This window comes from Balneicella halophila (assembly GCF_003096835.1).
Classification (GTDB): domain Bacteria; phylum Bacteroidota; class Bacteroidia; order Bacteroidales; family Balneicellaceae; genus Balneicella; species Balneicella halophila.
The window spans coordinates 1-23905 of the sequence record NZ_QENZ01000005.1; the positions used below are offsets into that span (position 1 = coordinate 1).

General features: G+C 35.8%; 21 protein-coding genes. 1 reads left to right on the forward strand and 20 read right to left on the reverse strand.

Annotated elements, in window-relative coordinates; genetic code table 11:
* Nucleotides 1-217: 217 nt before the first annotated feature.
* The 20 genes from C7377_RS07085 to C7377_RS07175 form a co-directional block, all read right to left on the reverse strand.
* Nucleotides 218-655 (reverse strand): DUF3276 family protein, encoded by a 438-nt coding sequence (locus C7377_RS07085; protein WP_116496657.1) that lies wholly within the window; start codon nt 653-655, stop codon nt 218-220.
* A gap of 503 nt (nt 656-1158) precedes the next feature.
* The gene (locus C7377_RS07090; protein WP_116496658.1) at nt 1159-2679 is read right to left on the reverse strand and encodes an ATP-binding protein; all 1521 of its coding nucleotides are present in this window, start codon (nt 2677-2679) and stop codon (nt 1159-1161) included.
* 244 nt (nt 2680-2923) lie between these two features.
* The gene (locus C7377_RS07095) at nt 2924-3877 is read right to left on the reverse strand and encodes a ComEC/Rec2 family competence protein (protein WP_116496659.1); all 954 of its coding nucleotides are present in this window, start codon (nt 3875-3877) and stop codon (nt 2924-2926) included.
* 2 nt (nt 3878-3879) lie between these two features.
* Nucleotides 3880-4368 carry a hypothetical protein gene (locus tag C7377_RS07100; protein WP_116496660.1) on the reverse strand — a complete coding sequence of 163 codons (489 nt, stop codon included), beginning with the start codon at nt 4366-4368 and terminating at the stop codon, nt 3880-3882.
* A gap of 394 nt (nt 4369-4762) precedes the next feature.
* A complete protein-coding gene (locus tag C7377_RS07105) occupies nt 4763-5422 on the reverse strand; it encodes a hypothetical protein (protein ID WP_116496661.1) in 660 nt (219 codons plus the stop codon).
* On the reverse strand, nt 5368-5616 hold the full coding sequence (locus C7377_RS09385) for a hypothetical protein (RefSeq protein WP_165806868.1): 249 nt from the start codon (nt 5614-5616) through the stop codon (nt 5368-5370). The genes C7377_RS07105 and C7377_RS09385 overlap by 55 nt, the downstream gene beginning before the upstream one ends.
* Nucleotides 5617-5727: 111 nt before the next feature.
* Entirely contained in the window at nt 5728-5934 is a 207-nt protein-coding gene (locus C7377_RS09800) for a GDCCVxC domain-containing (seleno)protein (protein WP_116496662.1), read from the reverse strand.
* A 2-nt stretch (nt 5935-5936) separates the two neighbouring features.
* A complete protein-coding gene (locus C7377_RS07115) occupies nt 5937-6743 on the reverse strand; it encodes a cation transporter (RefSeq protein ID WP_449374850.1) in 807 nt (268 codons plus the stop codon).
* Nucleotides 6724-7110, reverse strand: coding sequence for a DUF302 domain-containing protein (locus tag C7377_RS07120; RefSeq protein WP_116496663.1), 387 nt, complete (start codon nt 7108-7110; stop codon nt 6724-6726). The genes C7377_RS07115 and C7377_RS07120 overlap by 20 nt, the downstream gene beginning before the upstream one ends.
* A gap of 79 nt (nt 7111-7189) precedes the next feature.
* Entirely contained in the window at nt 7190-7528 is a 339-nt protein-coding gene (locus C7377_RS07125; protein WP_207778452.1) for a P-II family nitrogen regulator, read from the reverse strand.
* A gap of 34 nt (nt 7529-7562) precedes the next feature.
* The gene (locus C7377_RS07130) at nt 7563-10067 is read right to left on the reverse strand and encodes a heavy metal translocating P-type ATPase (protein WP_116496665.1); all 2505 of its coding nucleotides are present in this window, start codon (nt 10065-10067) and stop codon (nt 7563-7565) included.
* Nucleotides 10068-10079: 12 nt separating this feature from the next.
* Nucleotides 10080-10409, reverse strand: coding sequence for a P-II family nitrogen regulator (locus tag C7377_RS07135; protein WP_116496666.1), 330 nt, complete (start codon nt 10407-10409; stop codon nt 10080-10082).
* Between the two features lie 13 nt (nt 10410-10422).
* On the reverse strand, nt 10423-11715 hold the full coding sequence (locus C7377_RS07140; RefSeq protein WP_116496667.1) for an efflux RND transporter periplasmic adaptor subunit: 1293 nt from the start codon (nt 11713-11715) through the stop codon (nt 10423-10425).
* An 18-nt stretch (nt 11716-11733) separates the two neighbouring features.
* Nucleotides 11734-16074, reverse strand: a complete 4341-nt coding sequence (locus C7377_RS07145; protein ID WP_116496668.1) for a CusA/CzcA family heavy metal efflux RND transporter — start codon at nt 16072-16074, stop codon at nt 11734-11736.
* A gap of 72 nt (nt 16075-16146) precedes the next feature.
* On the reverse strand, nt 16147-16449 hold the full coding sequence (locus C7377_RS07150; protein ID WP_116496669.1) for a DUF6660 family protein: 303 nt from the start codon (nt 16447-16449) through the stop codon (nt 16147-16149).
* A 70-nt stretch (nt 16450-16519) separates the two neighbouring features.
* Entirely contained in the window at nt 16520-16933 is a 414-nt protein-coding gene (locus tag C7377_RS07155; RefSeq protein ID WP_116496670.1) for a Fur family transcriptional regulator, read from the reverse strand.
* Between the two features lie 438 nt (nt 16934-17371).
* Complete coding sequence (locus C7377_RS07160) at nt 17372-18634, reverse strand: TraB/GumN family protein (protein ID WP_116496671.1); 1263 nt, start codon at nt 18632-18634, stop codon at nt 17372-17374.
* A 124-nt stretch (nt 18635-18758) separates the two neighbouring features.
* On the reverse strand, nt 18759-20006 hold the full coding sequence (locus C7377_RS07165; RefSeq protein WP_116496672.1) for a hypothetical protein: 1248 nt from the start codon (nt 20004-20006) through the stop codon (nt 18759-18761).
* 206 nt (nt 20007-20212) lie between these two features.
* Nucleotides 20213-22177, reverse strand: coding sequence for an LTA synthase family protein (locus C7377_RS07170; RefSeq protein WP_116496673.1), 1965 nt, complete (start codon nt 22175-22177; stop codon nt 20213-20215).
* Nucleotides 22170-22538: a diacylglycerol kinase gene (locus tag C7377_RS07175; RefSeq protein ID WP_116496674.1), complete on the reverse strand. Its 369-nt coding sequence runs from the start codon at nt 22536-22538 to the stop codon at nt 22170-22172. Before C7377_RS07175 ends, C7377_RS07170 begins: the two co-directional genes overlap by 8 nt.
* Before the next feature lie 220 nt (nt 22539-22758).
* Here C7377_RS07175 and C7377_RS07180 point away from each other — a divergent pair, with 220 nt between their 5' ends.
* A complete protein-coding gene (locus C7377_RS07180) occupies nt 22759-23829 on the forward strand; it encodes a tyrosine-type recombinase/integrase (RefSeq protein WP_116496675.1) in 1071 nt (356 codons plus the stop codon).
* Nucleotides 23830-23905: the final 76 nt, after the last annotated feature.

The window sequence follows — 23905 nt, forward strand, 5'->3', positions numbered from 1 at the left end:
TATATGTAATTGGCATAGCACTGCGATGATATAGCATTTACAAAAGGACGGGAATTTGAGTGAAGCGAAAATGTAGGAATTTTGTTCGCCGCAGGCGAATGCTATATCATCGTGTTTGTGTATGGCTTCGTTGCGGAAAATCAGCTATGATTTTTCGTCGTAAAACGAAGATAGCAAATTGCAAGGAATTTTCGGCAGAAAATTCAGCCGCAATGAGCTATACACGGTGTTGTGTGCCGTATTTTTCTTTCAATTCAAGTTTTTTTATTCGTGACCTAATCGCTCCGCTATTCCGTCCGAATAGTTCAGTTAGTTCGGTTACACTTTTACCTTCGCAATACAGCAATTCAAGTCGGTTGTCATCTTCATCAGTCCACGGATGGTATGCGTTCCGATGCGTTTTTCTTTTTTCGTCCAAAGAATAACTTTTTTCATCAGTCCGAATTTTTTCCGCTACTTCCGCTATTTTTTTCGCTAGTTTGTCAATTCCTTCGTCAAATACAATTATTTGGTGTCGTTCAAATTCAGTTTCACCTGTTCGTTTACTTTCAGAGATTTTTAAATATTTGTCGCCCCCTTTGGTAGTTTTTACGTCCAAAAAATAAGTCCGATTTCCCGCTTGAAATTTGGTTGAGAATATGTTTTCGTTTTTCATTTACGGTCAGTTTTTATATGGCACACAACGCAGTGCTATGTGTAGTTGTCTGTTTTTTTGTGAAGATAATTAAAATCGTTAGATTTTATATTTTGGGAACAAAAAAATAGCAACCAATTGCATATAGCTAATGATGTGTAGCGTAAATCACGCCTTGGCGGCGTTGTTTGATGATAGTGTTTTTTTTAGCTAATAGAGGTATATGTAATTGTCATAGCACTGCGATGATATAGCATTTACAAAAGGACGGGAATTTGAGTGAAGCGAAAATGTAGTAATTTTGTTCGCCGCAGGCGAATGCTATATCATCGGTTAGTGTATGTGGAGTGCGGAATTAAAAGTGATGAACTTTCAGTTACGCACGGAGCCAATTCGTTTATTCAGTATTTCAAATTTTCCGTCAATCGTCAAAGACGAATTGGCGGTGTTGCAACGAAGAACTGCGGTTGAATTACCCGCTGAAACCCGCATTACATTTACACTTTGTTGTGCGTTCGTACTTTTTAAATGTCCTTTATAAATTCTCTCATTTCTCCAATTGATTGTTGCAATTGTTCATTTGTAAATCTTAAATTTTCGTTATTCTCTGGATGATGGATTTGATGTCGAATATATTCACTTATAATTTTTTGTTCCTCCTTTACACTTCCATCTTTGCACTGCCTTTTATAATTCATCGTCGCTTTTCCATTTCTAAATTCGGTTAATAGCTGTTCACTCTCAATAAAACCATAAAGTTCATTGTGATATTCATCGTTAGATTCGTCAAAAGCCAAATAATTTACTTCATTTAATGATGGATAAGGCAAATCTCCTCTTTCTATACTTATTACTTCTATTCCTTCTCCATTTTTAACTAGTTTCAAATCTTCAAATTCTAATAATTTTACAATTGCAGGACTATGTGTTGTCATAATAACCTGGGTATTATCTGAATTGGAAAGCTCTTTAAACGCTTCAATCAACTTTCGTTGATGACTTGGATGTTGTGAAGTTTCTGGTTCTTCAATTGCATAAATGATACTTGGAATATTTTCCTCATTTTTTCTCCTTTCAGCCTCCGCTCTGAAAAAATTTAAAAGAATAAGTCTCTTAATGCCACTCCCTCTTTTATTAATTGGGATATCTTCGTCACCTGTAATTGATACGCTTTTAAATACATCTATCCATTTTAAACTGTCAGGGCTTGGGATAACTGGATTAAGACTTTGAGCAATTTCGGGATTCATTTCATTCAGCTTTTCTAAAGTTTTGCTGGAAACTTCCGTTAATTTCTTTTCCACTTCTTCAGCAACTTTGTCCAAGCTAGCTTTTAATTCTGCATCTTTAAGTATTTCTTGGACTGCAATTTTCATAGGATTTTGAACTTCACTATCTCCATCACTATTTTTTCTATCTGACTGAAACAAGGAATATAATGGCAAATAGTTTTTAAAATTTTCCCAACTGTTTTTAGCGTCAAGTTTGCCAAGTTCAATTTCTACTTCTCCTAACTGTAAATCATTTGAATAAAAATCCCAAATTGCTTTCCTTATGACTGCATTTTTTGTTTTATCTGCACACTCAATTTCGTCTGTGAGCATTTTTTTTAGGTCTGCATTCTTTTTTAATAATAAATCAGAACAATTAGGATTTGTAGGATGATTTGCTTTTATAAATACTTTTTCTTTACCTGCATTGGGATAAACTTTAATGATTTCAAGAGTTCCATCGGGTTGAAGTAAATATTCTTCTTCGAGAGTCGTTGGATTTGTTGCATCAATTGTTAAACTTTCTGGTAGTTCTTCAAAAACCACACTAATCTTTATTTCTGTATTTCCATTTTCTTTGCAATGTTTATTTACATCATCCTTATCAATTTTTATAACACCTTTATTTTCATTGAAAAAGATGTCTAATGCCTCAAGAATTGTTGATTTTCCAATATCATTTTTTCCAACAAAAACGCTCAAATTCCCAAATTCTATTGTTGTCTCATTTTCGTAACCTCTGAAATTCTCTAATTTGATTTTTTTGATTTTCATATTAATCTAAATTGGTTAGTATGGACGGTTTAGTATGACGCACATCGTTTGTGTATAAGAACAGTAGGGCGGAAAATACCCGCTAACTATTCGGTTGAACACAAGCCGAATTTTTAAATTTTTCTTATTACTTTTCTTTTCTCAATAAGCCAAATTTAAAAATTTGGCGACCTCGAAATACGCCCGAACCATTCGGTTTTGCTACAATTGCCCTATTGTTTTTATACGTTGTTACCTGTAGTGCTTAGGTGTACTGTTGATTATAAGTACCACTTCCATCGGCATTTATCTCAAACGTTATGTTCCCTTTATACCTTGTTGACCAAACGTGGTCGGAATATTGTCTGTAGCTATTTGTGGCATCGGTTGAAGGTTTTTTTCCAACCGAAACTATAGTATATGTAGGATTCATTAATTTTACGGCTGGTTGGTAATATCCACTTTTTCTACCGTGATGCGAGGCGTCCAAAACGGTTACATCTTTTATTTCGTCCTCATAGTTTTCAACTATATATTCCCAAGTTTCTTTTTCAGCATCGCCACCAAAAATAAATTTACGACCGCCATATTTTATTAATAAAACATAGCTCATAATATTTTTATTGTTTTTTTCTTGAGCAAGTTTTACCAATTCAGGTGTTGGTGATAATACAGTAATATTATCTTCGTTCAAATATTGTCTTGTATCTCCAGCAAAAGGTCTAATAACTGTTACACCATCCACAGGATTGCTCTTACTATCTCTAAATTTTTTAAGAAGTTTCCAATCATCTTTTTGCTTTTCGGAAAGTTTCGATTCGTCAACAGTAAAATTATTTTTTGCACACCAAATATTGTACACTGATTTTTGTTTAAATAGCTCACTCATTCCAGTAAAATGGTCAGCGTGAGGATGAGTTTGTACAAATCTAAAAACAGATGAATAACCTAAGTCAGAAATATATTGAATAGGGTCGGTAAGAGATTTTTTTACACCTGCTTTTTCCATTAAATTATCGGCAGACAAACCACCTAATAAGTAATTTAATTCATCACTTGAACTTAATCTTGACAAAGATTCCTTTATCAATTCACTCTTGGTGTCATCATCAAATTCAGACGAACGATTTATATCAATTATCATCAACCTATTAGTGTCTAAAAATTCAATTACTATTGTGTCTCCGTGTCCTACATTTAGATGATGTGTTTTTATCATATTCAGTCTTTATTAGCTTTTATTCTCTTGTTAATATACTCAGTTTGTTTTTTATAAGAAAGAATGTAAATTATTATAATAAAAATTGTTAAACCTGAAGTAGTATATATATCTGGAATATCAAAGTAATCGTCATATTCGCTGTAAATTTTGGTGAGAAGTAGGCAAAATCCCAATGAGATAAGTGTGCGATAAGTGTTATTAATTTCTGAAAAAAGGTTGATTTTGTCATCTTTTTTTGAAGAATAAACAAGATCTTTATAATTAGAAAACTTGACTAATTTACTTTTCTTTAAAACTTTTTCAATCCACAATGAACCTATTCGGCTAATTGTCATTCCCATAAAATAATATAGAAAAACTCCTAAAATTATATTTTCTACTTTAAAATTGTAGATACTCCATTTAGTAGCAATTACTGCAAAAAGAACTCCCGGAAAAAGGTAGTTGAAAAGATTATAGCTTGTTATTTTACTTACTATGTCTGTCATTTCGGTTGGTTGCTCGCATTACAGGTAACGGTTGGTGTATGAAGCGTTGGGCATTTCGAAGCACTTTACTGTCAAACCGCTACAAAGTTTATTAAATGTAACGCCCTTGAAATTAGCACTATCCGCCCAATGATTTATACACTTTGTTAGCAACTGGGCGTTGATTCTTCCAGTCTGTTTTTCAGTCATTTAAGGTTTCTTTAATTGTCTTTTCAATCTGCACAAAACTGTCAACGGAGCGCAAATTTATTTTGTTTTTTTGTGGGAGGGCAACCCTAAAACCGCCCTTAAAGGCGGTTACTTGGGCAGGCTTTGTAAGCTCTTTGGCAAGTTTTGGTCGTGCGTTGGCTCGTGGGGCTTGCCAATGTGCTTACAAATAGGGAGGGCAATTCCACTATCCTCTTATGGTTTTGCCCAATGCTTCTAATAGTTGTGGATTGTCCTCTAAACCAATCTTTGCTACGGCATAGAACTCACTCATCCAATCATCTATCTTTGCAAATGCTGCATCTTTGCCTTTGGTTGCATCTTGTGATTCCCCTTTTTCTTTCAGGTAAACTGCTCTTGCCGTTTCTAATTCAGAAATCAATGTGTTTGCCGCTGTCAAGTCGTCAACGGAGATTTTTAAACGGGATAATTTACCTTGAACCGCTGTATCGGCTGATGCCACGGAATAAAATTTCTTTGCAGCTTCTAACCATTTGATATAAGTCCGTGGCATTGTTCCAGAAATTGCCAATTTGTCAGCGGTTAATGAATCGTTACGGAATACAACTTTTGCTTTCTTGCGGTGAATGTTGAATGTATCCTCCAATTGTTCCTTTTTACTTGAAAAATCGGCGTAAGCGGCAGATGTTTCATCGTCTTCGGTTTTGTTTGCATCGTATGCAGTTCGGGTTTTTGTTAGCAATGCTTTGCCGTCTGCGATAACTGTTGAATCATAGCCTAAATCTGCCATGATTGCTGAAATTTCAGGTTGGGTTTCTGCATTTTCCAAAGCTACCCGGTACAATTCCAAGGTTGCTGTGTCTGTAAGTTTTGTGCGTGATGCCATAATTTAATTTTTAAAGGTTTATAATTAATTACATTTGGTTTTTTCGCTTTTACAATTTTGTTTTTCAGTTTTACAATTGCGTTTTCCCCACTCACATTTTCTCTTTTCTTATTTGGAATTGTATTTTCCGAACGTACTGCAATATTTTCCTTACTTGCAAGTCTATTTTTCCTTTCTACTATTGCATTTTCCAAACTTACACCTGCTATTTTTCAACTTGATTTTGTGTTTGTAAAACTAAATGTTAAATATAACGAAAATACTTTTTGTTAGAACTCAGTTGTACTTCCATTTGTTAAAAATAATCAGCAGCAACTTTCATTCTTTTGAATGGAAGGGCATTTTGCCGAACCATACGAACAATACACACAGCAATCTCCCTGTTTTGGTTTCAGAATGGTATGGCAATTTTCACATTTATAAAAGAATTGGCAAGAATCCATGGGCATGGTTTCTTTCTTCTGAAAGTCACAATTTGGACAGCTTATTATTGACTCTAAAATTACTTCCATATCTATTTTCCAAGTTTTAATATCCTGAAAGCCCCCCTGACCACAATTAAAAAAACAATTGCACCAATGATTAAATCAGGATACTTTGATTGGGTCAACAAAACCAATACTCCTGCTGCGATAACACCAGTATTGATAATAATATCATTCGATGTGAATATCATCGTGGCTTTCATGTGTGCTTCTTCACTTTTTGATTTTTGTAATAAATAAAGGCAAACGGAATTGGCAATTAATGCCAATATGGAAACAATAATCATGGTTTTGAAATCCGGCACAGCTTCGAAACTGATAAATCTGCGTATTACTTCTATAAGCCCAATCAATGCTAAAGCCAGTTGAAAATAGCCACTCAGCTTTGCCACTTTTTTCTTACGGAACACAGTTGAACCGACAGCCCAAAGGCTAAGACCATAAACAAGTGCATCTGCCAGCATATCCAACGAATCGGCAACCAAACCCATAGATTTAGAAATAAAACCCGTGGTAATTTCAATAATAAAAAATGCAAAGTTGATAATCAAAACCGTCCAAAGGAGTTTCGATTGTACCGATGAATTGTCCTTGAATTCATCCGCTTGGACAACAATTGTTTCTTGGAGTTGCGACCCTAAATTGAGTTCTTTCAGGTGATTCTCAATTTCAGAGCTTTCTTCAGAATGAAAGACAGTAAGTTTTCGGTTTTCAATATCGAACACCAAACTTTTAATCATGGAAAGCCCTTCGAGTTTCATCCTGATAAGGGTTTCCTCGGAAGGGCAATCCATTTTGGAAATTTTAAAGGTGCTTTTAAACATTGTGAATGACATGTTTTAATTTTTGTTGAACCTCATTTGCAACACCTGCCAATTTTTCATTTTCAACAGATTGCATTGATGCCATCGGGTCAACGGCAGCAATTTCTGTTTGGTTTTCTGAAATTTGTTGCACGATTACATTGCAAGGCAACATCGTACCGATTTTATCTTCTTCCTGTAATGCTTTGTAGGCAAAAGCAGGGTTACACGCACCAAGTATGCGGTACTTTCTGAAATCTACCCCCAATTTTTCTTTTAGTTTTTCGTGTATGTTGATTTCAGATAATACCCCGAAACCCTCCTTTTTGAGTTCTTCTGTTACCCTTTTTACTGCTTCTTCAAAAGAGCAATTCAATGTTTTTTCAAAATAGTATTTCATCGTTTTTGCTTTTAATGTGAATTATTTAAAAAAGCAAGTTGCCCGATATATTAAGGCAACCTGCCCTTAAAGTTATAAATTATTTTTCTCCATTTCCCAAACCCGTTTTCACACGGTACCCCTTTTCAATATCGGAAATATAGATTAGGCCATCGTCCGGATTTAGTGTACATCCGTATTCACAGATTATAGTACAAATAGTATCAACATCTTTATTTTCTGCTACATTCTCAAGTTTCGCAATCTCACTATCGGTAACAGAAAATATCTGCGAAACAAATGCTTTTTCATCTTGCAGTTTCCCTGTGCCTTCTGCCGAGGAGAGTGTAATGTTCTCAATATCGAACACCAAATTTTTAATGTGGGAAAGCCTTTCGAGTTTCATTCTGATATGGGCTTCCTCGGAAGGACAATCCATTTTGGGAATGTGAAATGAACATTTTAGCATATGATTACTTTTTGTACGCCAACAACCTTAGTGCATTAAATACCACAACAAGGGTTGAACCTTCGTGAATGAGCACGGCAATACCGATGCTGGCTAGGCCAAGGATGGTTGCAGGAATAAGTAGAGCTACGACACCCAGGCTAATCCAAAGGTTCTGTTTTATTATACCTTTTGCCTTTCTGCTCAGTCCAATAGCAAATGGAAGGGTTTCAAGTTTGTCGCCCATCAGGGCAATATCAGCGGTTTCGAGTGCCACATCAGAACCGGCCGCGCCCATGGCTATGCCCACGGTGCTGTTGGCCATTGCGGGGGCATCGTTCACGCCATCGCCTACCATTGCCACCTTCGATTCCTGCTTTTGTAGTTTCTTTATGGCATCTACTTTTTCCTCTGGCAACAGGCTGCCCCAGGCATCGGTCAAGCCTATTTCTTTGGCCACGGCATCGGCCACTTTCTGGTTGTCGCCCGTGAGCATGACCATCCGTTTGATTCCGATTTTCTTTAATTGTTCTAACGTGCTTTTTGCTTCTGCCCTCGGGGTGTCCATTAAGGCGATGATGCCCACATAATCGCTGTTCCGGCGAATTAGCATGGTGGTATTCCCTCCAGCTTCAAGGGCTTTTATTTCATCTACAATCTTTTTTGAAGGTTTTTTATCATCGAGGGCTTCATACAGTTCCAAATTGCCTATATATACTTTATCATTTCCCAGCGTTGCTTTTATGCCTTTTCCCAAAACGGCTTCCAAATCAGTGGCCTCGGGAATACTATCTCCTTCCAAACGCTTTTTGCCGTCCCTGACCACCGCCTTTGCCAAGGGGTGGTCGCTTAGGTTTTCTACGGCAATTGCCATTTTCAGCAATTCATTCTCATCGGTATTGTTCAGCGGAATTACTTTAGTGAGTTTTGGTTTGCCTTCAGTCAGAGTCCCGGTTTTATCGAATGCCAGGGCGGTTAAAACACCCAGGTCTTCCAACGGCCGCCCGCCTTTGATAAGCACCCCGCTTTTGGCAGCCCTGGCCACCCCACTCAGTACGGCACTCGGCGTGGAGATGGCTAGCGCACAAGGACTGGCGGCTACCAGAACGGCCATGGCCCTGTAAAAGCTGTCGCTAAAATTTTCATCAATAACCAAAAAAGCCCCGAGCAATAACACCACCAATCCCAAAACGGAAGGCACAAAGTATTTCTCGAACTTGTCGGTAAACCGCTGGGTGGGCGATTTCTGCGTTTGAGCTTCATTCACAAGCTTTACCAAACGGGAGAGGGTAGAATCTTTGGCTTCCTTAATGACTTTAACTTCTAATGTGTTGTTGCCATTGATTGTGCCCGAAAAAACCCTGTTTTCATCACTGATGTCTTTTTCGTTGTAATAGTCTTTTTCTTGGTCCTCCACCGGCATTTTATCCACGGGTACACTTTCGCCCGTTATTGGTGCCTGGTTCACGCTACTTTTGCCGCTAACCACAACCCCATCGGACGGAATTTTAGTGTTGGGCTTCACGACGATGATGTCGCCGACACTCAATTTTTCTATGCCTATCTCTTCTGTTTTCCCGTTCTTCTTTCGTAACGCAGTTTTGGGGGCGAGTTTGGCCAAAGCAGCAATAGATTTACGGGCTTTGTTCATGGCATAATGTTCGAGTGCATGCCCCATGCTGAAGAGAAACAACAACAAAGCACCTTCGGACCATGCGCCCAAAATAGCCGCACCAATGGCGGCAACGAGCATCAAAAAGTCAATTTCAAATCCACCTTTAAATACGGTTTCGACTGCTTCTTTGGTGGTGTAGAAACCACCAAAGAAATAAGCCCCGATGTACAGCGACAGGCTTACCCACGAGGGGAGAGCATCCACGAAAGAGAAGCCAAAACCAATAGCCAGCAATATTCCCGAAAGGATAGAGAAAATCAACTCCGTATTTTTGCCAAAAAGGCCGCCATGGGCATATTCATGTTCTACATCACCTTCTTCATGTTCAGGCTTCTTTTCAGACTTTTGGTCTTTCTGCGGCTTCTCTGTTTCTTTGATGCTGCGTAGATATTTTTCGGCATTTACGGCAGTATCCGGTATGTCGAGGCCTTCTTTTTGCAAAGCTTTAATAATTGTCGCTTCATCAAGCTGACTTCTATCGAATTCAACACGTACCATTCCCGAAGCAGAAACCGATGCTTCAATCATACCGTTTAAGTCGCTAAGATTGCGCTCGATACTGCGCGCTTGGCGAGAATGGCGGATGCCTTCTACTTCGATGAGCTTGTGTGCGATTTTTTCGGTAATGGACGCACCAGTTAGTCGGGCTATTGAACGTACGCGGTCAATGGAAATCAGTTCCGGGTTATAGTGAAAACAGAGTTGGGGCACGCCCTTATCTGCAGCTTCTAAAACATGGACTTTTTCCAGACCCTTTTGCTCCTGAAGCAGTGAGATAAGCTCCTGAACGCATTGGTCTTTTTCGTTTGGCACTTCGGGCAAAATGAGTGGTATTTCTATTTTTAGTTTTTTCATATTCTTTAAATATTAAAACCCGTTTTCCAGTCCTGTTTTCACCCGATACACTTTTTCAACATCGGAGACATAAATTAATCCATCGCCTGGATTTAATGTTTTACCATATTCCGAAATGATGTTTATTACCGTATTTATCTTTTCTTTTGCTACTACCATTTCAATTTTTGCCGTTGGGCTATCGGTTATGGAGAATTTTTGGGAAACAAACGCTTTGTCATCCTGAAATTTCCCTGTCCCTTCTGCAGTAGAAATGGTCATGTTTTCAAACCCAGCATCTTTTAAATGCTGAACAATTTCATTCACTTTATTTGGTCTTACAAATGCTTTTATTTCTTTCATAATTTCCTTATTTTTAATGTTCGTGTTCAGTTTCTTCTTTTTTCATATCGGCCAATAGATAGTAAGCCGCATTTAAAACCACCTGTGTGTTTTCAGGTAAGGAGTTAATCAGTTGTATTTCTGTATAACCTTCGTCTTTTAAACCGGGAATGACCTCTACCATTCTGAAAGCCATCTTTTCTTGAGTTGCATCATCATCGTCTGCATCGCCATGTTCATGCCCCTCATGATTTCCTTCTTCAACTTGTGCTTCTTTATCCTCATCGTGTCCGGCATGTTCGGTTTCGCTGTGCCCTTGTTCTTCAATAGCTTCATTGTCCAAAATAAAAATGAAGGATTTTGTCCCTTCGGAAACAATGGCATCGTTGGGCAAAGCCCTGGTATATTTTTCATCTGTATGCAAATGCCCCGAAATGTACATGCCGGGTATAAGCCCAGAAACTTTTTCATTGATTTTTGCATGGATATGAACTGCCCTTGAATTGGCCTCAAACTCTTTTCCAATGGCAAAAACGGTTGCTGTTAACTCTTCTCCCGGACGGTTTGAAACCGTGAAATGCACTTTTTGGCCTTCTTTTACCAGATGCACATCTTTTTCATAAACCATAAAATCGGCATGGATTGCACTATTGTCGGTTATTTCAAGGAGTATGTCTTTTGCATCAACGTAAGTTCCAACTTTTATATTTATGTCATTTATAAAACCGTTAATAGGCGACAGAATACTTATTGTGCTTGAAATCTCACCTTCTTTAACTTTATCAGGAGAAAGGTTCAACAACTGCAATCGTGATTTTAAGCCTTCATATTTAGCCTTAATTGTATTGTATTCAGATTTTGTTTGCTGATAATCCCTACCAGCTCCCACATTATTCTCGAAAAGCTCTTTTTGGCGTGCATACTCTTTTTCGATAAATTCGAGTTTGCTGGATATTTCAGCAAAGCCCTCCTGTAAAGAGATATAATCGGGATGTTCGAGCACTGCCAGTAATTGACCTTTTTTTACCCTATCGCCATGAAAAACATTAATTGTTTTTACATTGCCACCAATAATGGCTGTAACTTCGGCACTGCCTGACGGGGGGACTTCCAACTGACCATTTGACTTTACAAGCGTTGTTAGATTACGCATTTGAAAAGACCCCAATTTTAAATTTAGGGCTTCACGTTGTCTGGCATTTAAAACTACTGCCCCTTCAACACCATGCTCTTCATGTTCCTCACCTTCATGGCTATCTTTTTTTTCTGAATTACACGATAACATTGTAGCCACCATGATAAATGCTAAAAATATTTTTGTCTTCATTTTATATAATTTTTTCGATTATTTACCTGTTAAATATTTCAATTGGGCAGATAATTCATTGTACTCCGCCTGTTGCATTAAAAAATCTTGTTTTGTACGTATCGCCGCTTCAGTATTCTGAATAAATTGAACGTAGTCGATACTGCCAAGACGGTACGCTAGGTTGGAAGCCTGAATTTGTTCGTCGGCCAGAGGCAATGCTTCTTTTTGATAATAGTTGATAACCTGTTGCAAAGTAAGGTAACGGCTAATTTGCTGGTTGTACCCGGCTTTCAGTTCCAGTTCTTTTTGCTGGTACTGCTGGTTTGCAATTTGGAAGTCGATTTTTGCAGCTTTGGTTTTGCCCGATTGTGAAAAGAAAGCCAGCGGGACAGAAATACCTGCTTCCCAACCATAAAACCCTGAATTGCCGTCAACCGATTGCCACTTATAACCCAAGTCTAACTTTGGAAGGAAATTGGCTTTTTCCGCTTTCCATGCCGATTCTGCCACATCAATCCCGGTTGAATAATAATTCAGCAGCGGGCTTTCGCTCAATGAATCAATTTCGGAAACTATATTGAAAGCATACTGCCCCAAATCCTGTATGTTAACATCTACCGCAATCGGGTATAATAGGTATTGATTCAGAATTTGCAAGTTTGCCAAATAGTTGCTTTCAGCTTTTTTTAAATTTACCTGCAATTCTTTGTACTTAGCCGAAGCGGAAAGGTATTCAATCTTAGAAGTAGCTTGTGTTTTGTACCTCAATTCAGCGGCTTTTTGAAAATCGGCGTACAAGGTGTCAAGGTCTTTAAATAGCTGCCATTGCTGTTTGGCATGGACTGCATTGTACCAGGCAAGACTAACATCACGAGCCAACGAGTATTCCGTAAGTTGCTGACCGGATAAAGCTTGTTGGGTACGGCTGTTTGCAAGCTTGCTTTTAGCCGGTATGCCGAACAGGTCAATGTCTGTTTGTCCAATCCCGATTTTGTTTTGAATACCCGGTGCGTTGTTGCCTACTTCTTCTTTCCCGGTATAAATCGAAGTCGTTCCCAGTTCGTATGCCGTAGCTTTTAACGCTTCCTGTTTGTCGACTTCCAATTGGGCTGCCTTAATTGCCGGATAGTTTTCTTTTGCCCTTTCAATGGCTTGTGGCAATGTTAACGCAGAATCCTGCGCATTGGCATTTCCTGAAATTCCCAAACCTGCAATCACAACAAGAACGGTAAACATCCCTAAAGCTGTTTTTGGCATTTTTATTTTTTTAACGCCACTTTCAACAAATTTATAGAGAATGGGCAGCACAATAAGCGTCAACAAGGTTGATGTCAACATTCCTCCAATCACCACAGTAGCCAGAGGACGTTGAACTTCTGCTCCTGCCGACGTGGAAACCGCCATAGGCAGAAAGCCCAGAATATCGGTAGATGCTGTTAACAGTATTGGTCGGATACGCCTGATAGAACCTTTTATAATAATATCATTGATATGGAGTTTCCCTTCTGCCTTGAGTTCATTAAAACCCGATATGAGGACTAATCCGTTTAACACAGCCACACCAAACAAAACAATAAATCCCACTCCGGCAGAAATACTGAATGGCATATCTCTTAAGTATAATGAGAATACACCACCTACAGCGGCAAATGGTACAGCTACATAAATCATGAGGGTTTGTTTAAACGATTTTACCGCAAAAAACACCAACATGAAAATTAATGCTAAAGCGAGTGGAACTACCAGAGTCAATCTTTTTGAAGCTCTTTCGAGGTTTTCAAATGCTCCCCCATACCGAATATAATAACCCGTCGGTAGCTCCAAATTTTCATCTAAAGTTGTTTGAATTTCCTCTACGAGCGACTTAATATCCCTGCCTTCAACATTAATCCCCACATAGGTACGCCTGTTGGTATTGTCACGGCTAATTTGCATCGGCCCCGGCTGGTAACTTATTTCAGCCACTTCTTTTAAGGGAATTTGATTACCATCGGGAAGATTAACAAATAAATTCCTGATATCGTCAATACTTGTGCGGTGTTCTTCGTCCAATCGCACAACAAGGTCAAACATCCGCTCGCCTTCGTAAATGCTTCCGGCAACACCGCCACTAAAAGCAGTTTCAACGATAGTATTAAGTTCTTTAATATTCAAGTTGTACCGACCAAGCTTATTTCTATCGTAATTAACCGTAATCTGAGGTAATCCTCTTGTTGCTTCAGCTTTCACGGCTGCAATACCATCAATTCCAGAAATTAACCCGGCAATTTCTTCTGCTTTGTCAGCCAGCATTTCCAAATCATCGCCATATAGTTTAACGGCAACATCCTGACGAATACCAGTTAGCAATTCATTGAAGCGCATTTCAACGGGCTGGCTAAATTCATAATTGATACCGGGCAATACGCTCACTTTTTCTCTCACCTTATCAATTAATTCAGCTTTTGATTCAGCTTTTGTCCACTGGTCTTGTGGGGTTAATATCACAAAAATATCAGCAATATCAATTGGCATCGGGTCCATGGGTAAATCTGCCACCCCAATTCTACTTTGGATACTTTCTATTTCATCGGGGAAGTTTTCCAGAACAATTTGTTCCAGACGAGTTGAAGCTTTAGTAACCTCAGTTAAGGAAGTTCCCGGCTTTAAAAAAGCCTGAAAAGCAAAATCGCCTTCATCAAGTTTGGGAATAAACTCAGCCCCCATTCGTGTAAACACGAATCCCCCTGAGATTAACAAGACCAAAGCGATTACAATAACAATCCGGCTTCTTTTCAGTGCCCATACAATTACAGGAGTATATATCTTTTCAAGTTTTCCAATTATTTTATCTCCCCATGATTTTTTATCTGTTTTAGGCGGCTGAATAAACAGAGCTGCCATCATAGGAATATATGTAAGACACAATACTACCACGCCCAATACAGCAAAACCAAATGTCATTGCCATAGGGATGAACATTTTACCTTCGACACCTTGCAAGGCTAATACGGGTATAAAAACAATCAGAATTATGAGCTGCCCAAAAAATGCTGAGTTCATCATTTTACTTGCCGAATTATAGGCAATTTCATTGCGCTTGGTCTGGTCAAGTTTTGTGCCTATAAGGTTCTTTCGATGAAGGTAAAAAATCATACTTTCAACAATAATTACTGCTCCATCTACCAATATCCCAAAATCAAGTGCCCCCAAACTCATCAGGTTTGCCCACACCCCAAACAGGTTCATCATAATAAATGCAAATAGCAAGGCCAGCGGAATGGTTGATGCCACAATTAAACCGCCCCTTAAATTCCCGAGGAATATAACCAGCACAAAAATAACAATCAGCGCACCCAACGACAGGTTTTCGGCAACGGTAGATGTGGTGCTTTTAATGAGCTTACTGCGGTCAAGAAAAGGTTTAATTTCAACACCATCAGGCAGTGATTTTTGAATTAAGGCCATCCGCTCTTTTACATTCTTAATCACATCGTTTGAGTTTTCGCCTTTCAGCATCATCACGATTCCGCCAACGGCCTCTCCCTTTCCGTCTTTGGTAAAAGCACCATAACGGACAAAACTTCCGAATTTCACTTCTGCTACATCCCTGATGAAAATGGGTTGCCCGTCAATGTTTGCAACCAACGTATTTTTAATATCATCCAACGAACGCATCAACCCTTCGCCACGGATAAAGTTGGCCTGAAAATTTTTCTCGATATATGCGCCGCCTGTGTTCTGATTGTTGTCGTCAAGTGCTTCAAAAATATCCGAAATGGCTAAACCCATACTTCTGAGTTTATCAGGATTAACAGCGACTTCGTATTGTTTACCCCTGCCCCCAAAAGAGTTTACTTCTACCACTCCGGGCAGCATAGCCATTTGTCGTTTTACAATCCATTCCTGCATGGTGCGCAGTTCCATGTCGTTATAAACGGTATCGTAACCGGGTTGCACTTCAAGCGTGTATTGATAGATTTCGCCCAAACCCGTACTTATTGGAGCCATAAAAGGCTGTCCAAAACCATCGGGAATTTTTTCTTTTACTTCTGCCAAGGCTTCACTTACCAATTGCCGGGGTAAATAGGTTCCCGCACTTTCTTTAAAAACAATGGTAACAACAGAAAGCCCAAAACGTGACACGCTTCGTATTTCAGTCACATCAGGGAGGTTTGCCACGGCTAATTCTACCTGATAGGTTACAAACTGTTCAATGTCTTCTGTACCCAAATTGGGTGCAGTTGTGATTACCAATACTTGATTGTTTGTAATGTCAGGTGTGGCGTCAAGCGGCACTTTGGTCATAGAATATATTCCGCCAATAATCAGTCCGATTGTCATCAGCCCGATAAGTGCCTTATTCTTTATTGAAAAGGATATTATTTTGTTTATCATTTGATTTCTATAAATTTTTAATGTGAATACGATTAATAATAATGATATGAGCAAATTGTTAAGATGAAACGATTATATTTTGGGAGGTTGCCAGATAGAAGAAAAATGATTTGAAAATCTTGATTCTTTGAAAGTAATATTCAAAGCAACCACTTCAACATTGGACAATAAACCATTAAAAAAAGATGGGAAAGAAAGTGTTTGGCAACAATGACAAAAACAAAAAGGGGAACATAAATCAACATCACTTGTGTGATTTTGGCTTTGTTCCGCCAATTCCAAGGTGGCAGAATTTGTGCCAGCATGTACATCATTGCAAGGTATGGCTGTTAAAACCATTACATACACTGATAATATTACTGCTATATATTTCATCTGCAAATTCTTATTTCTAATAATTACAACTACAAAAATACTATATAGTTCGTGCAACCGAGTTGCAAACTTACTTTTTGCAATTTGAACAAATACCTTTGACAACAAAGTTTGCACTGGAAAATTCAAATCCATTGGGTAAGTCTGGCTGGGGAACAGGTAAATCTTTCATACAATACGTTTTTCCGCATTTGTTGCATAAAAAATGAACATGTAAATGTTCTGGTTCGCAAGTGCAAAAATCTTCGCAAAGTGCGTATCTTAAAGAGCCAGAGCCATCTTCAATTGAATGAATGAGTTGATGTTCCTGGAAAGTTTTTAAAGTTCTATATAACGTTGCTTTATCAGCTTTTTCAAATTTTTGTTCTAATTCAGGCAAACTAATAGCCGTTTTTTGTTCTGTCAGAACTTGTAAAACCAACTGTCGCATTGCGGTTGGTTTGATATTTTTCAAGTTGAGTTTGTTGTCTATTTCCTTTTTCATTTTACTAATTTCAATAATCTCGGTTTGTTCAAAGCTCAAATGTAACAATTAAGCACCGGTGCGTAGGCAGAATTGCAGCTCTTTTACAAGCCTTTGGTTTGGGTGTTGGCTTGTGGGGTCTTGGAAATGTGCTGCAATGTGGGTCAGGGTTTCCCTTCTTCTTTTTGCGGGGGGAGAAAAAACAAAATAAATTCCTCCAAGTTTGCACCGAACTTTTATAATTGCATGTCTTTTTTCGCCTTGTTGCTAACGGTCTTGCTAAGTTGCGTGGGCGATTTAAAAGAATTTACTATCCAAATCGCACGAAAGCAAGCCGAATAAATTTGTTTATATTTTTTTGCAAACCAATTTATATGGCTTGCTGGTGTTTCTTAATTGAACTAACTCTCAAGCAACTCGTCACCGCCCATGAAATTTAGCTTTTGTTATATGGCGTTTTTACTTCATTTCTTCGATTGGCACTTGTTCTTTAGATTCTCTTATCAATATTGCATAATCTATGAATTGTAAAGTATTTTTTCCTTTTAGTTTTCTTGTATTATGGTCTTTAAGAAACATTTTAATCTCTACTAAATCTGTCTCATGTGAATAAGGTGAGTTTTTTTGATTAAGTTTAAACAAAGTCAAATCGGAAAGACTTGCCTTTTTCAGATTTTTAATTCCTTTAAAATACTCTTTCCAATAATCCGAAATTCCGTAACCTGCTTTAGTTGTATAGCTTCTATAATTTCCGTCTTCATCATATTTTTTGTCCCAAAGAACTTTACTTTTTGTTAAATATCCCATTATTGTAATTACGTTATTTCTCTCGTAAACATTGTTTTCGATTAACCGAGTGAAAAATGAAGGATAATTTCCTTCACGTTCTTTTTGAATATGGAAGTAACCATATTTGGCAAATTGTTTCTTATCTGATAAGTTTAGTTTTTTATGCAAATACATATAGTTTGCAAAGATGATTTTTTCTCTTTCTCTTTTCTCTTTAAAATTGTAATTGATATTACCAATAATATGATCAAAATCGTCAATATCAGTAATTAACTCCTTGTATTTTTCTTTATTAGAAAGATAATCTTGAACAAATGATTTAACTATTGAGTTTATTTCTTTGTTCCATATTCCAAAATCTAGATCAACTTGAAGGTTTACTTTTTTCAAATTTTCTCGTTCATTCCAACTGTTATCATCTTTTGTGAGGTGTAAAATGTGTTTTATTGGAAAACGATATTCGTTTACAACGTCACAGCCAATAACTTTAATTGATTTATTTGGATATTTTAAGTTTAATTCACGAATGTTTTTCCAATGATTAAAAGTTTCGATTGTTCCTTCTTGAGAAACTATAGTTTGAAAAGAAAGAGTAAGTTCCTTTAATAATTTCTCATTCCCTGTTTTAAGGTATTCTTGAAAATAATATGCTTGGCTGTAATTCGTTTCAATTATATAGTAATCCAAAAGATTTTTTTCTACCAATGAACTTACCAAACTTAATTCTGCGTCATACGTTTTCGCACTTCCGTGTAATGCTCCAAAACCAATAATGTTAAAATCAGTTTCTGTTATCATTGGACTATCTGTTCTCAAATCAACCCTATTATCAGATAGATAATCAGTATTTTTTTGTCCGAAAATTGCTTGAACGAATAATATAAATAGAATAGTTAATTTCGTTTTTATCATTGTGTCTTTCTTAAATGCCATATAACGGTAAATTGTATGGTTAGCTGTGGTTTTTCGGGCGATTTCCTTTCCGCATACACACCGCTTTGAGGCGTGTGGGGGGCGCTGAAACGACCACTGCGCCCACAGTTAACTATACAAAATGTTATGTGGCGTTATTATGTTCATTTTCAATTCCTAACAATCTAGCAAATTCTAGTTTTACAGGATTCATAAACGCAGGTAGTTTTTGCTCAATTGAATCTGCATTCATGATAGAAGCGATATATTTAAAATCATTAATTTTCTTTGTATCATAGCTACGGGACTTAATAGATAGCTGATTGTCAATCATAAAAAATGATAGAATCTCATTTTTTGCATGTTTAATTCTTTCTTTACTATCAAGATTTTTTATATCACTAACACTGTATGCATACATTTCAGTAACAAAGAGAATATTGACTATATCATCTTTCTCTATTCGTTTTGCGATTTCATTAAACTTCCTGTATACTGTAGTTTTGATTGAAAACTCAAAACTATTTAATTCAAAAGTGTTATCACTGTATACTATCATACAAGTCGGCATTAGTTTGTTTTGCATTTGGAAAATCACTAAATGCATTAATTCAAACTTGCTTAAAATATCTCCATCAGACTTGAATTGATTTAAATTTTCAATAGAAGCTCTGTGTTTCCTATCTCCAGTAGTCAATGCAATTCTAGATGCTTTTTCAAATTTTTCATTTTTACAATTGAAGACATAATCGTCTACAAAAAGAAAATCTTTTGGCACTCGATAAAAATTCATCTTTTCTATTCTTCGTTCCAGCTCTTCTGATAAAATACAATCTTCATTCAACACCTTTTTCATACCAGACAAAAGTTGTTTCATTTGTGTTATTCCTAAAATAAAATTATCGTATAAGTCTTTTGTATGTCCTCGCTCATAAAACATGAACTCTACAGAAAAGAAGACTTCTATTTGACCTGAATTTAAAAATATCTCCCTTAATGATTCGACTATAGATGAGAATTCTACATCATTTTCAATCGTAAAAATAAACTCTGGTAGGGTATAGATACTCTTACCTGAATAGATGTTGATTACTATTCTTTTTTCTAAATCAAATGGTTGTTCTTTGGTTATATTATTCCGTTTATCTATAAACCATTTACCCACATCATAAATAAAAAATTTATCTCGTAGTTGCTCATAAACAGAACTAAATTCCGTTTTAGCCAAAGATTTTTGCAAAACAAATGTGATGTTTCTGTATTCTGAAAAAAAATTATCTAAGTGGCTTATATTATCGAAGAAGTTTGACCCTTTTTCAAATTTTTCCAAACTGCTTAAAGCACTATAAAATTTATGTAAGGCTGGATATAGTAAACCTCTTGAATTTTTCATTTAATCTATATTGAATATATGTTTATGCCTAATAATCGATTTAATTGCAATGCTGTTTTTTTAATGCCACATAACGGTTTGTGTATGGTTAGTGGCGGATTTAGAAGCACTTAACTTTCGGTTTAGCACTTGGTTTGTTAAATGCCAAAACCTTGAATTTCAGCACGAAACCGCCATTAACTATACACTTTGTTGTAAACAGTGCATTATTTTTTTAGTTTCATTAATCCATTTTTATATCGATAATCATTTGTTTGATAATAAGAAATAATATCTTTTAATTGTATTGAATCTTCTTTTTCAGGATTTAAAGTATTGGTTATTTTTTCATAAGTATAAAAAGATACTTTCTTTTGGTCGCCTAATACAGTTAATTTATTTCCTTTTAGCAACCCAAGTTTTCTGTAATTTCCAAAAAACGCTCTTTGTTCATTCTCTTTAATTGTATTTATATCTTTCCCGTAAAAATTAGATGTGTAATTCCAACCTAAATATCCAAAAAGTGTTGGAAATAAGTCTATTTGCGAGGTCTGTTTTTCAATTTTACTTGGTTCTATGTTTGGTAGATTATAAATTATTGCTGGAATATGGTATTTATCAACATTCAATTCCCATTTTCCAGCAGAACTTGCACAATGGTCTGCCATAAATACAATTACAGTATTATTATACCAAGGTTTGTTTTTAATTTTGTTGATAAACTCTCCAATCGCGAAATCTGTATATTTTACTGCACCATTTCTTCCTGTTCCAGATGGAATATCAATTTTATTGTTAGGGTATGTATATGGTCTGTGGTTTGAAGTAGTCATAATAAAATTAAAGAACGGTTTTTTATTAGAATAACTTTTATCCGCTTCCTTTATTACTTGTTTATAAATATCTTCATCACAAACGCCCCAAGCATTTTCAAATTGAATCTCATTATCTTTTATGTTTGTTCTTTTTGCTGTAAAAGAATCTCCAAAAAGATAACCTCGACCTCTATCTACAATGTCAAAACCATTACCGCCAAAAAAGGTATTCATATTGTCAAAATAACCATCTCCACCATAGAAAAAAGTTCTTGAGTATCCTTTTTCTTTAAAAACATCACCAATATTATACAAATTTGTGTTGTCTTTTCTTTTCACAATGCTTCTTCCAGGTGAAGGAGGAACAGATAACATAATTGCTTCCATTCCTCGAACTGTTCTTGTTCCGGTTGCATATAAATTCTCAAAAGAAATACTTTGGTTTATTAAAGAATCTAAATTAGGTGTTATGTTATTTTTATTACCAAAATTGTTTAAAAAATCTGCATTAAAACTTTCCAAACAAATAAAGATAACATTGGGTTTTATTTCTGTTCTATAACTTTTTATTGTTCGTTCAATACTATTTGGCTCGTTTGAAAATAAGGTATCATTTTGTGTTATTAATTTTTGTTTCAAATCTTTAAAAGAGTATTCTAAATCTTGAGTTTTATAAAAATCTGTATAACTCAATTCATTATTTCTAAAAGCAGCGAAAAAGGAATAAATTCCCGCTTTTGAAATTTCGTTTTCGTATCTGTTTTTAGACCACTCAGCATCTGTATTACTTATATAAAAACCAAAAAACAAGGGGATTAACAATCCTATAAATAATAATAGTTGCTGTTTTTTAGTTATTTTTAAAGAAAAAGTATGTGTAAAAGCTTTTTGTTTTTTTAAAATAAAATATTGTAAAAATACCAAAAGAAATATGATAAGTAAAAGCAATGGTATTGGATAAGATTGATTGATGTTTTCTACCACTTCATAGGTGTAAATTAAATAATCTACTGCAATAAAGTTAAATCTATTTTGAAACTCCTCCCAAAAAGTGAATTCTGCGAAAAATGAAAAGGTTAGTATTATTGTTGTTATAAAATAAAACGTATAGGTAAATAATTTATCAAAAATAGTTCCAACCCATTTATTAGGAAAAAGTATTAAATAGGTAAAGTAGATAATCGTAAAAAATGAAATAACGCCAATGTCAAAAAACAGCCCGAAAAACAAAGTTTTAAAAAAAGCTATTATAGAAAAATCTATATTACTAAATGACCAAATATAAAGTACTAACCTTACAATAAATGATATAATTAAGAATTGAATAATAAAGAAATATACAAGCGATAATCGATTGTTTTTAAAGATTTTAAACATATGTTAAGATATAAGGTAAGTATGTTATTATGAAAATTATTAGAAAAGTAAGCATTGCAAATGTTACTGCGCCAGCAGAAATATCTTTGATAAAGCCTATTTTTGGGTGGTGTTCTTTATGTATAAAATCTGCTGTTTTTTCTACGGCTGTATTCATTCCTTCTATACTTAACACTAATCCCATAGCAAAAGTTTGATTTATCCAGTCTTGTTTTGAAATACCTAAAAGAATACCTAAAATTATAATACCTAAAAAAATGATTGATTGTGCAATTATACTATGTTCTGTTTTAATTAGTAAAAAAAATCCTTTTATTGCATATTTGAAACTTTTCAATCTTCCTTTTAAAAAAATATTCATTTTTGTTTAGTGTTAATTTTATTGAATGCAGAATTACCTTCGCGCATTGTTTACAACACACAAATATACGCAATTCCTCTAAATTATATGCATAATTGTTGAAATTTTGTATTTTTATTGATTATCAGGCGTCTATGAGAATATTTCATATGCGTATTTTGCGTAACAATTGTTGCGTATTATATGTATCTTTACCATCTGATATATAAAATGCGTAGTGATGGATTTAGAAAAGTACAGGTTTAAGCAGGGAACTTGCAAAGGTAAAAATGTAATTTGGATTGCTTTTCCATATTCTGTAAAATTGAAAGATGACTTGAAAAGGCGCTTTCCTTCGGCTCGGTGGAGTGTCACAAATAAAATGTGGTATTTAACTGATTTGCCATCAGTAAGAAGTGTGCTAAATATTAAGCAGAGAGAAGAGGTAGGAGAGTTTTACAAATCAAAAATACTTCCCGTTAATCAGCAAGCGTTGAATAGTTTTATTCATCAATTGAAGTTAAAAGCATATAGCCGAAATACCATTCGTATTTATGTCGCTGAATTCACACATTTATTAGAATTATTAAAAAATAAAAATGTAGATGAATTAACGTCTGAACAACTAAAATCATATTTTCTTTATTGTATCAATTCGCTGGGAATGAAAGAAGCGAAAATGAATGGCAAAATAAATGCTGTTAAATTTTATTATGAAAAAGTATTGCATCAGCCACGAATGTTTTTTGATATTCCTCGACCTAAAAAACCACAAGTTTTGCCAAAGATGTTGAGTAAGAGTGAAATTAAAAAGATTTTTAACCAAATTGAAAACCGTAAGCATTTATTAATGTTAAAATTGTGCTATGGAATGGGCTTGCGAGTCAGTGAAGTGGTTAATTTAAAAATTCATCATATCGATAGTTCACGGATGCAAGTTTTAATAGGAGGTGCAAAGGGTAAAAAAGACCGCTATGTAAATTTACCTGAGTCAGTATTGGGATTGCTTCGGGAATATTATTTAGAATATAAACCTAAGGATTGGCTCTTTGAAGGGCAGTATGGAGGACAATATTCTGCACGTAGTGTACAGGCTGTTTTTAAAAAAGCGATGAAAAAAGCCAATATACATAAGCAGATAGGTATCCATGGATTACGACACAGCTATGCTACTCATTTACTGGAAAGTGGTGCAGACTTGCGATTTATACAGGAACTTTTGGGACACAATAGCATTAAAACTACACAAGTTTACACGCATGTAACAAATACCTCAAAATCAAAAGTAAAAAGTCCGTTAGATTCACTCTAAAGAAGTATTTTTTAACAAAATATTATAGATTTGGTTTATATATTTTAATATTTTACAAGATTTTACATTTATTTTG

What these genes read in the sequence shown, in the direction of transcription:
- C7377_RS07085 (WP_116496657.1), bottom strand. Translation starts at nt 655, where the DNA reads ATGAAAAACGAAAACATATTCTCAACCAAATTTCAAGCGGGAAATCGG.
- C7377_RS07090 (WP_116496658.1), bottom strand. Translation starts at nt 2,679, where the DNA reads ATGAAAATCAAAAAAATCAAATTAGAGAATTTCAGAGGTTACGAAAAT.
- C7377_RS07095 (WP_116496659.1), bottom strand. Translation starts at nt 3,877, where the DNA reads ATGATAAAAACACATCATCTAAATGTAGGACACGGAGACACAATAGTA.
- C7377_RS07100 (WP_116496660.1), bottom strand. Translation starts at nt 4,368, where the DNA reads ATGACAGACATAGTAAGTAAAATAACAAGCTATAATCTTTTCAACTAC.
- C7377_RS07105 (WP_116496661.1), bottom strand. Translation starts at nt 5,422, where the DNA reads ATGGCATCACGCACAAAACTTACAGACACAGCAACCTTGGAATTGTAC.
- C7377_RS09800 (WP_116496662.1), bottom strand. Translation starts at nt 5,934, where the DNA reads ATGGAAGTAATTTTAGAGTCAATAATAAGCTGTCCAAATTGTGACTTT.
- C7377_RS07115 (WP_449374850.1), bottom strand. Translation starts at nt 6,743, where the DNA reads ATGTCATTCACAATGTTTAAAAGCACCTTTAAAATTTCCAAAATGGAT.
- C7377_RS07120 (WP_116496663.1), bottom strand. Translation starts at nt 7,110, where the DNA reads ATGAAATACTATTTTGAAAAAACATTGAATTGCTCTTTTGAAGAAGCA.
- C7377_RS07125 (WP_207778452.1), bottom strand. Translation starts at nt 7,528, where the DNA reads ATGGATTGTCCTTCCGAGGAAGCCCATATCAGAATGAAACTCGAAAGG.
- C7377_RS07130 (WP_116496665.1), bottom strand. Translation starts at nt 10,067, where the DNA reads ATGAAAAAACTAAAAATAGAAATACCACTCATTTTGCCCGAAGTGCCA.
- C7377_RS07135 (WP_116496666.1), bottom strand. Translation starts at nt 10,409, where the DNA reads ATGAAAGAAATAAAAGCATTTGTAAGACCAAATAAAGTGAATGAAATT.
- C7377_RS07140 (WP_116496667.1), bottom strand. Translation starts at nt 11,715, where the DNA reads ATGAAGACAAAAATATTTTTAGCATTTATCATGGTGGCTACAATGTTA.
- C7377_RS07145 (WP_116496668.1), bottom strand. Translation starts at nt 16,074, where the DNA reads ATGATAAACAAAATAATATCCTTTTCAATAAAGAATAAGGCACTTATC.
- C7377_RS07150 (WP_116496669.1), bottom strand. Translation starts at nt 16,449, where the DNA reads ATGAAATATATAGCAGTAATATTATCAGTGTATGTAATGGTTTTAACA.
- C7377_RS07155 (WP_116496670.1), bottom strand. Translation starts at nt 16,933, where the DNA reads ATGAAAAAGGAAATAGACAACAAACTCAACTTGAAAAATATCAAACCA.
- C7377_RS07160 (WP_116496671.1), bottom strand. Translation starts at nt 18,634, where the DNA reads ATGGCATTTAAGAAAGACACAATGATAAAAACGAAATTAACTATTCTA.
- C7377_RS07165 (WP_116496672.1), bottom strand. Translation starts at nt 20,006, where the DNA reads ATGAAAAATTCAAGAGGTTTACTATATCCAGCCTTACATAAATTTTAT.
- C7377_RS07170 (WP_116496673.1), bottom strand. Translation starts at nt 22,177, where the DNA reads ATGTTTAAAATCTTTAAAAACAATCGATTATCGCTTGTATATTTCTTT.
- C7377_RS07175 (WP_116496674.1), bottom strand. Translation starts at nt 22,538, where the DNA reads ATGAATATTTTTTTAAAAGGAAGATTGAAAAGTTTCAAATATGCAATA.
- C7377_RS07180 (WP_116496675.1), top strand. Translation starts at nt 22,759, where the DNA reads ATGGATTTAGAAAAGTACAGGTTTAAGCAGGGAACTTGCAAAGGTAAA.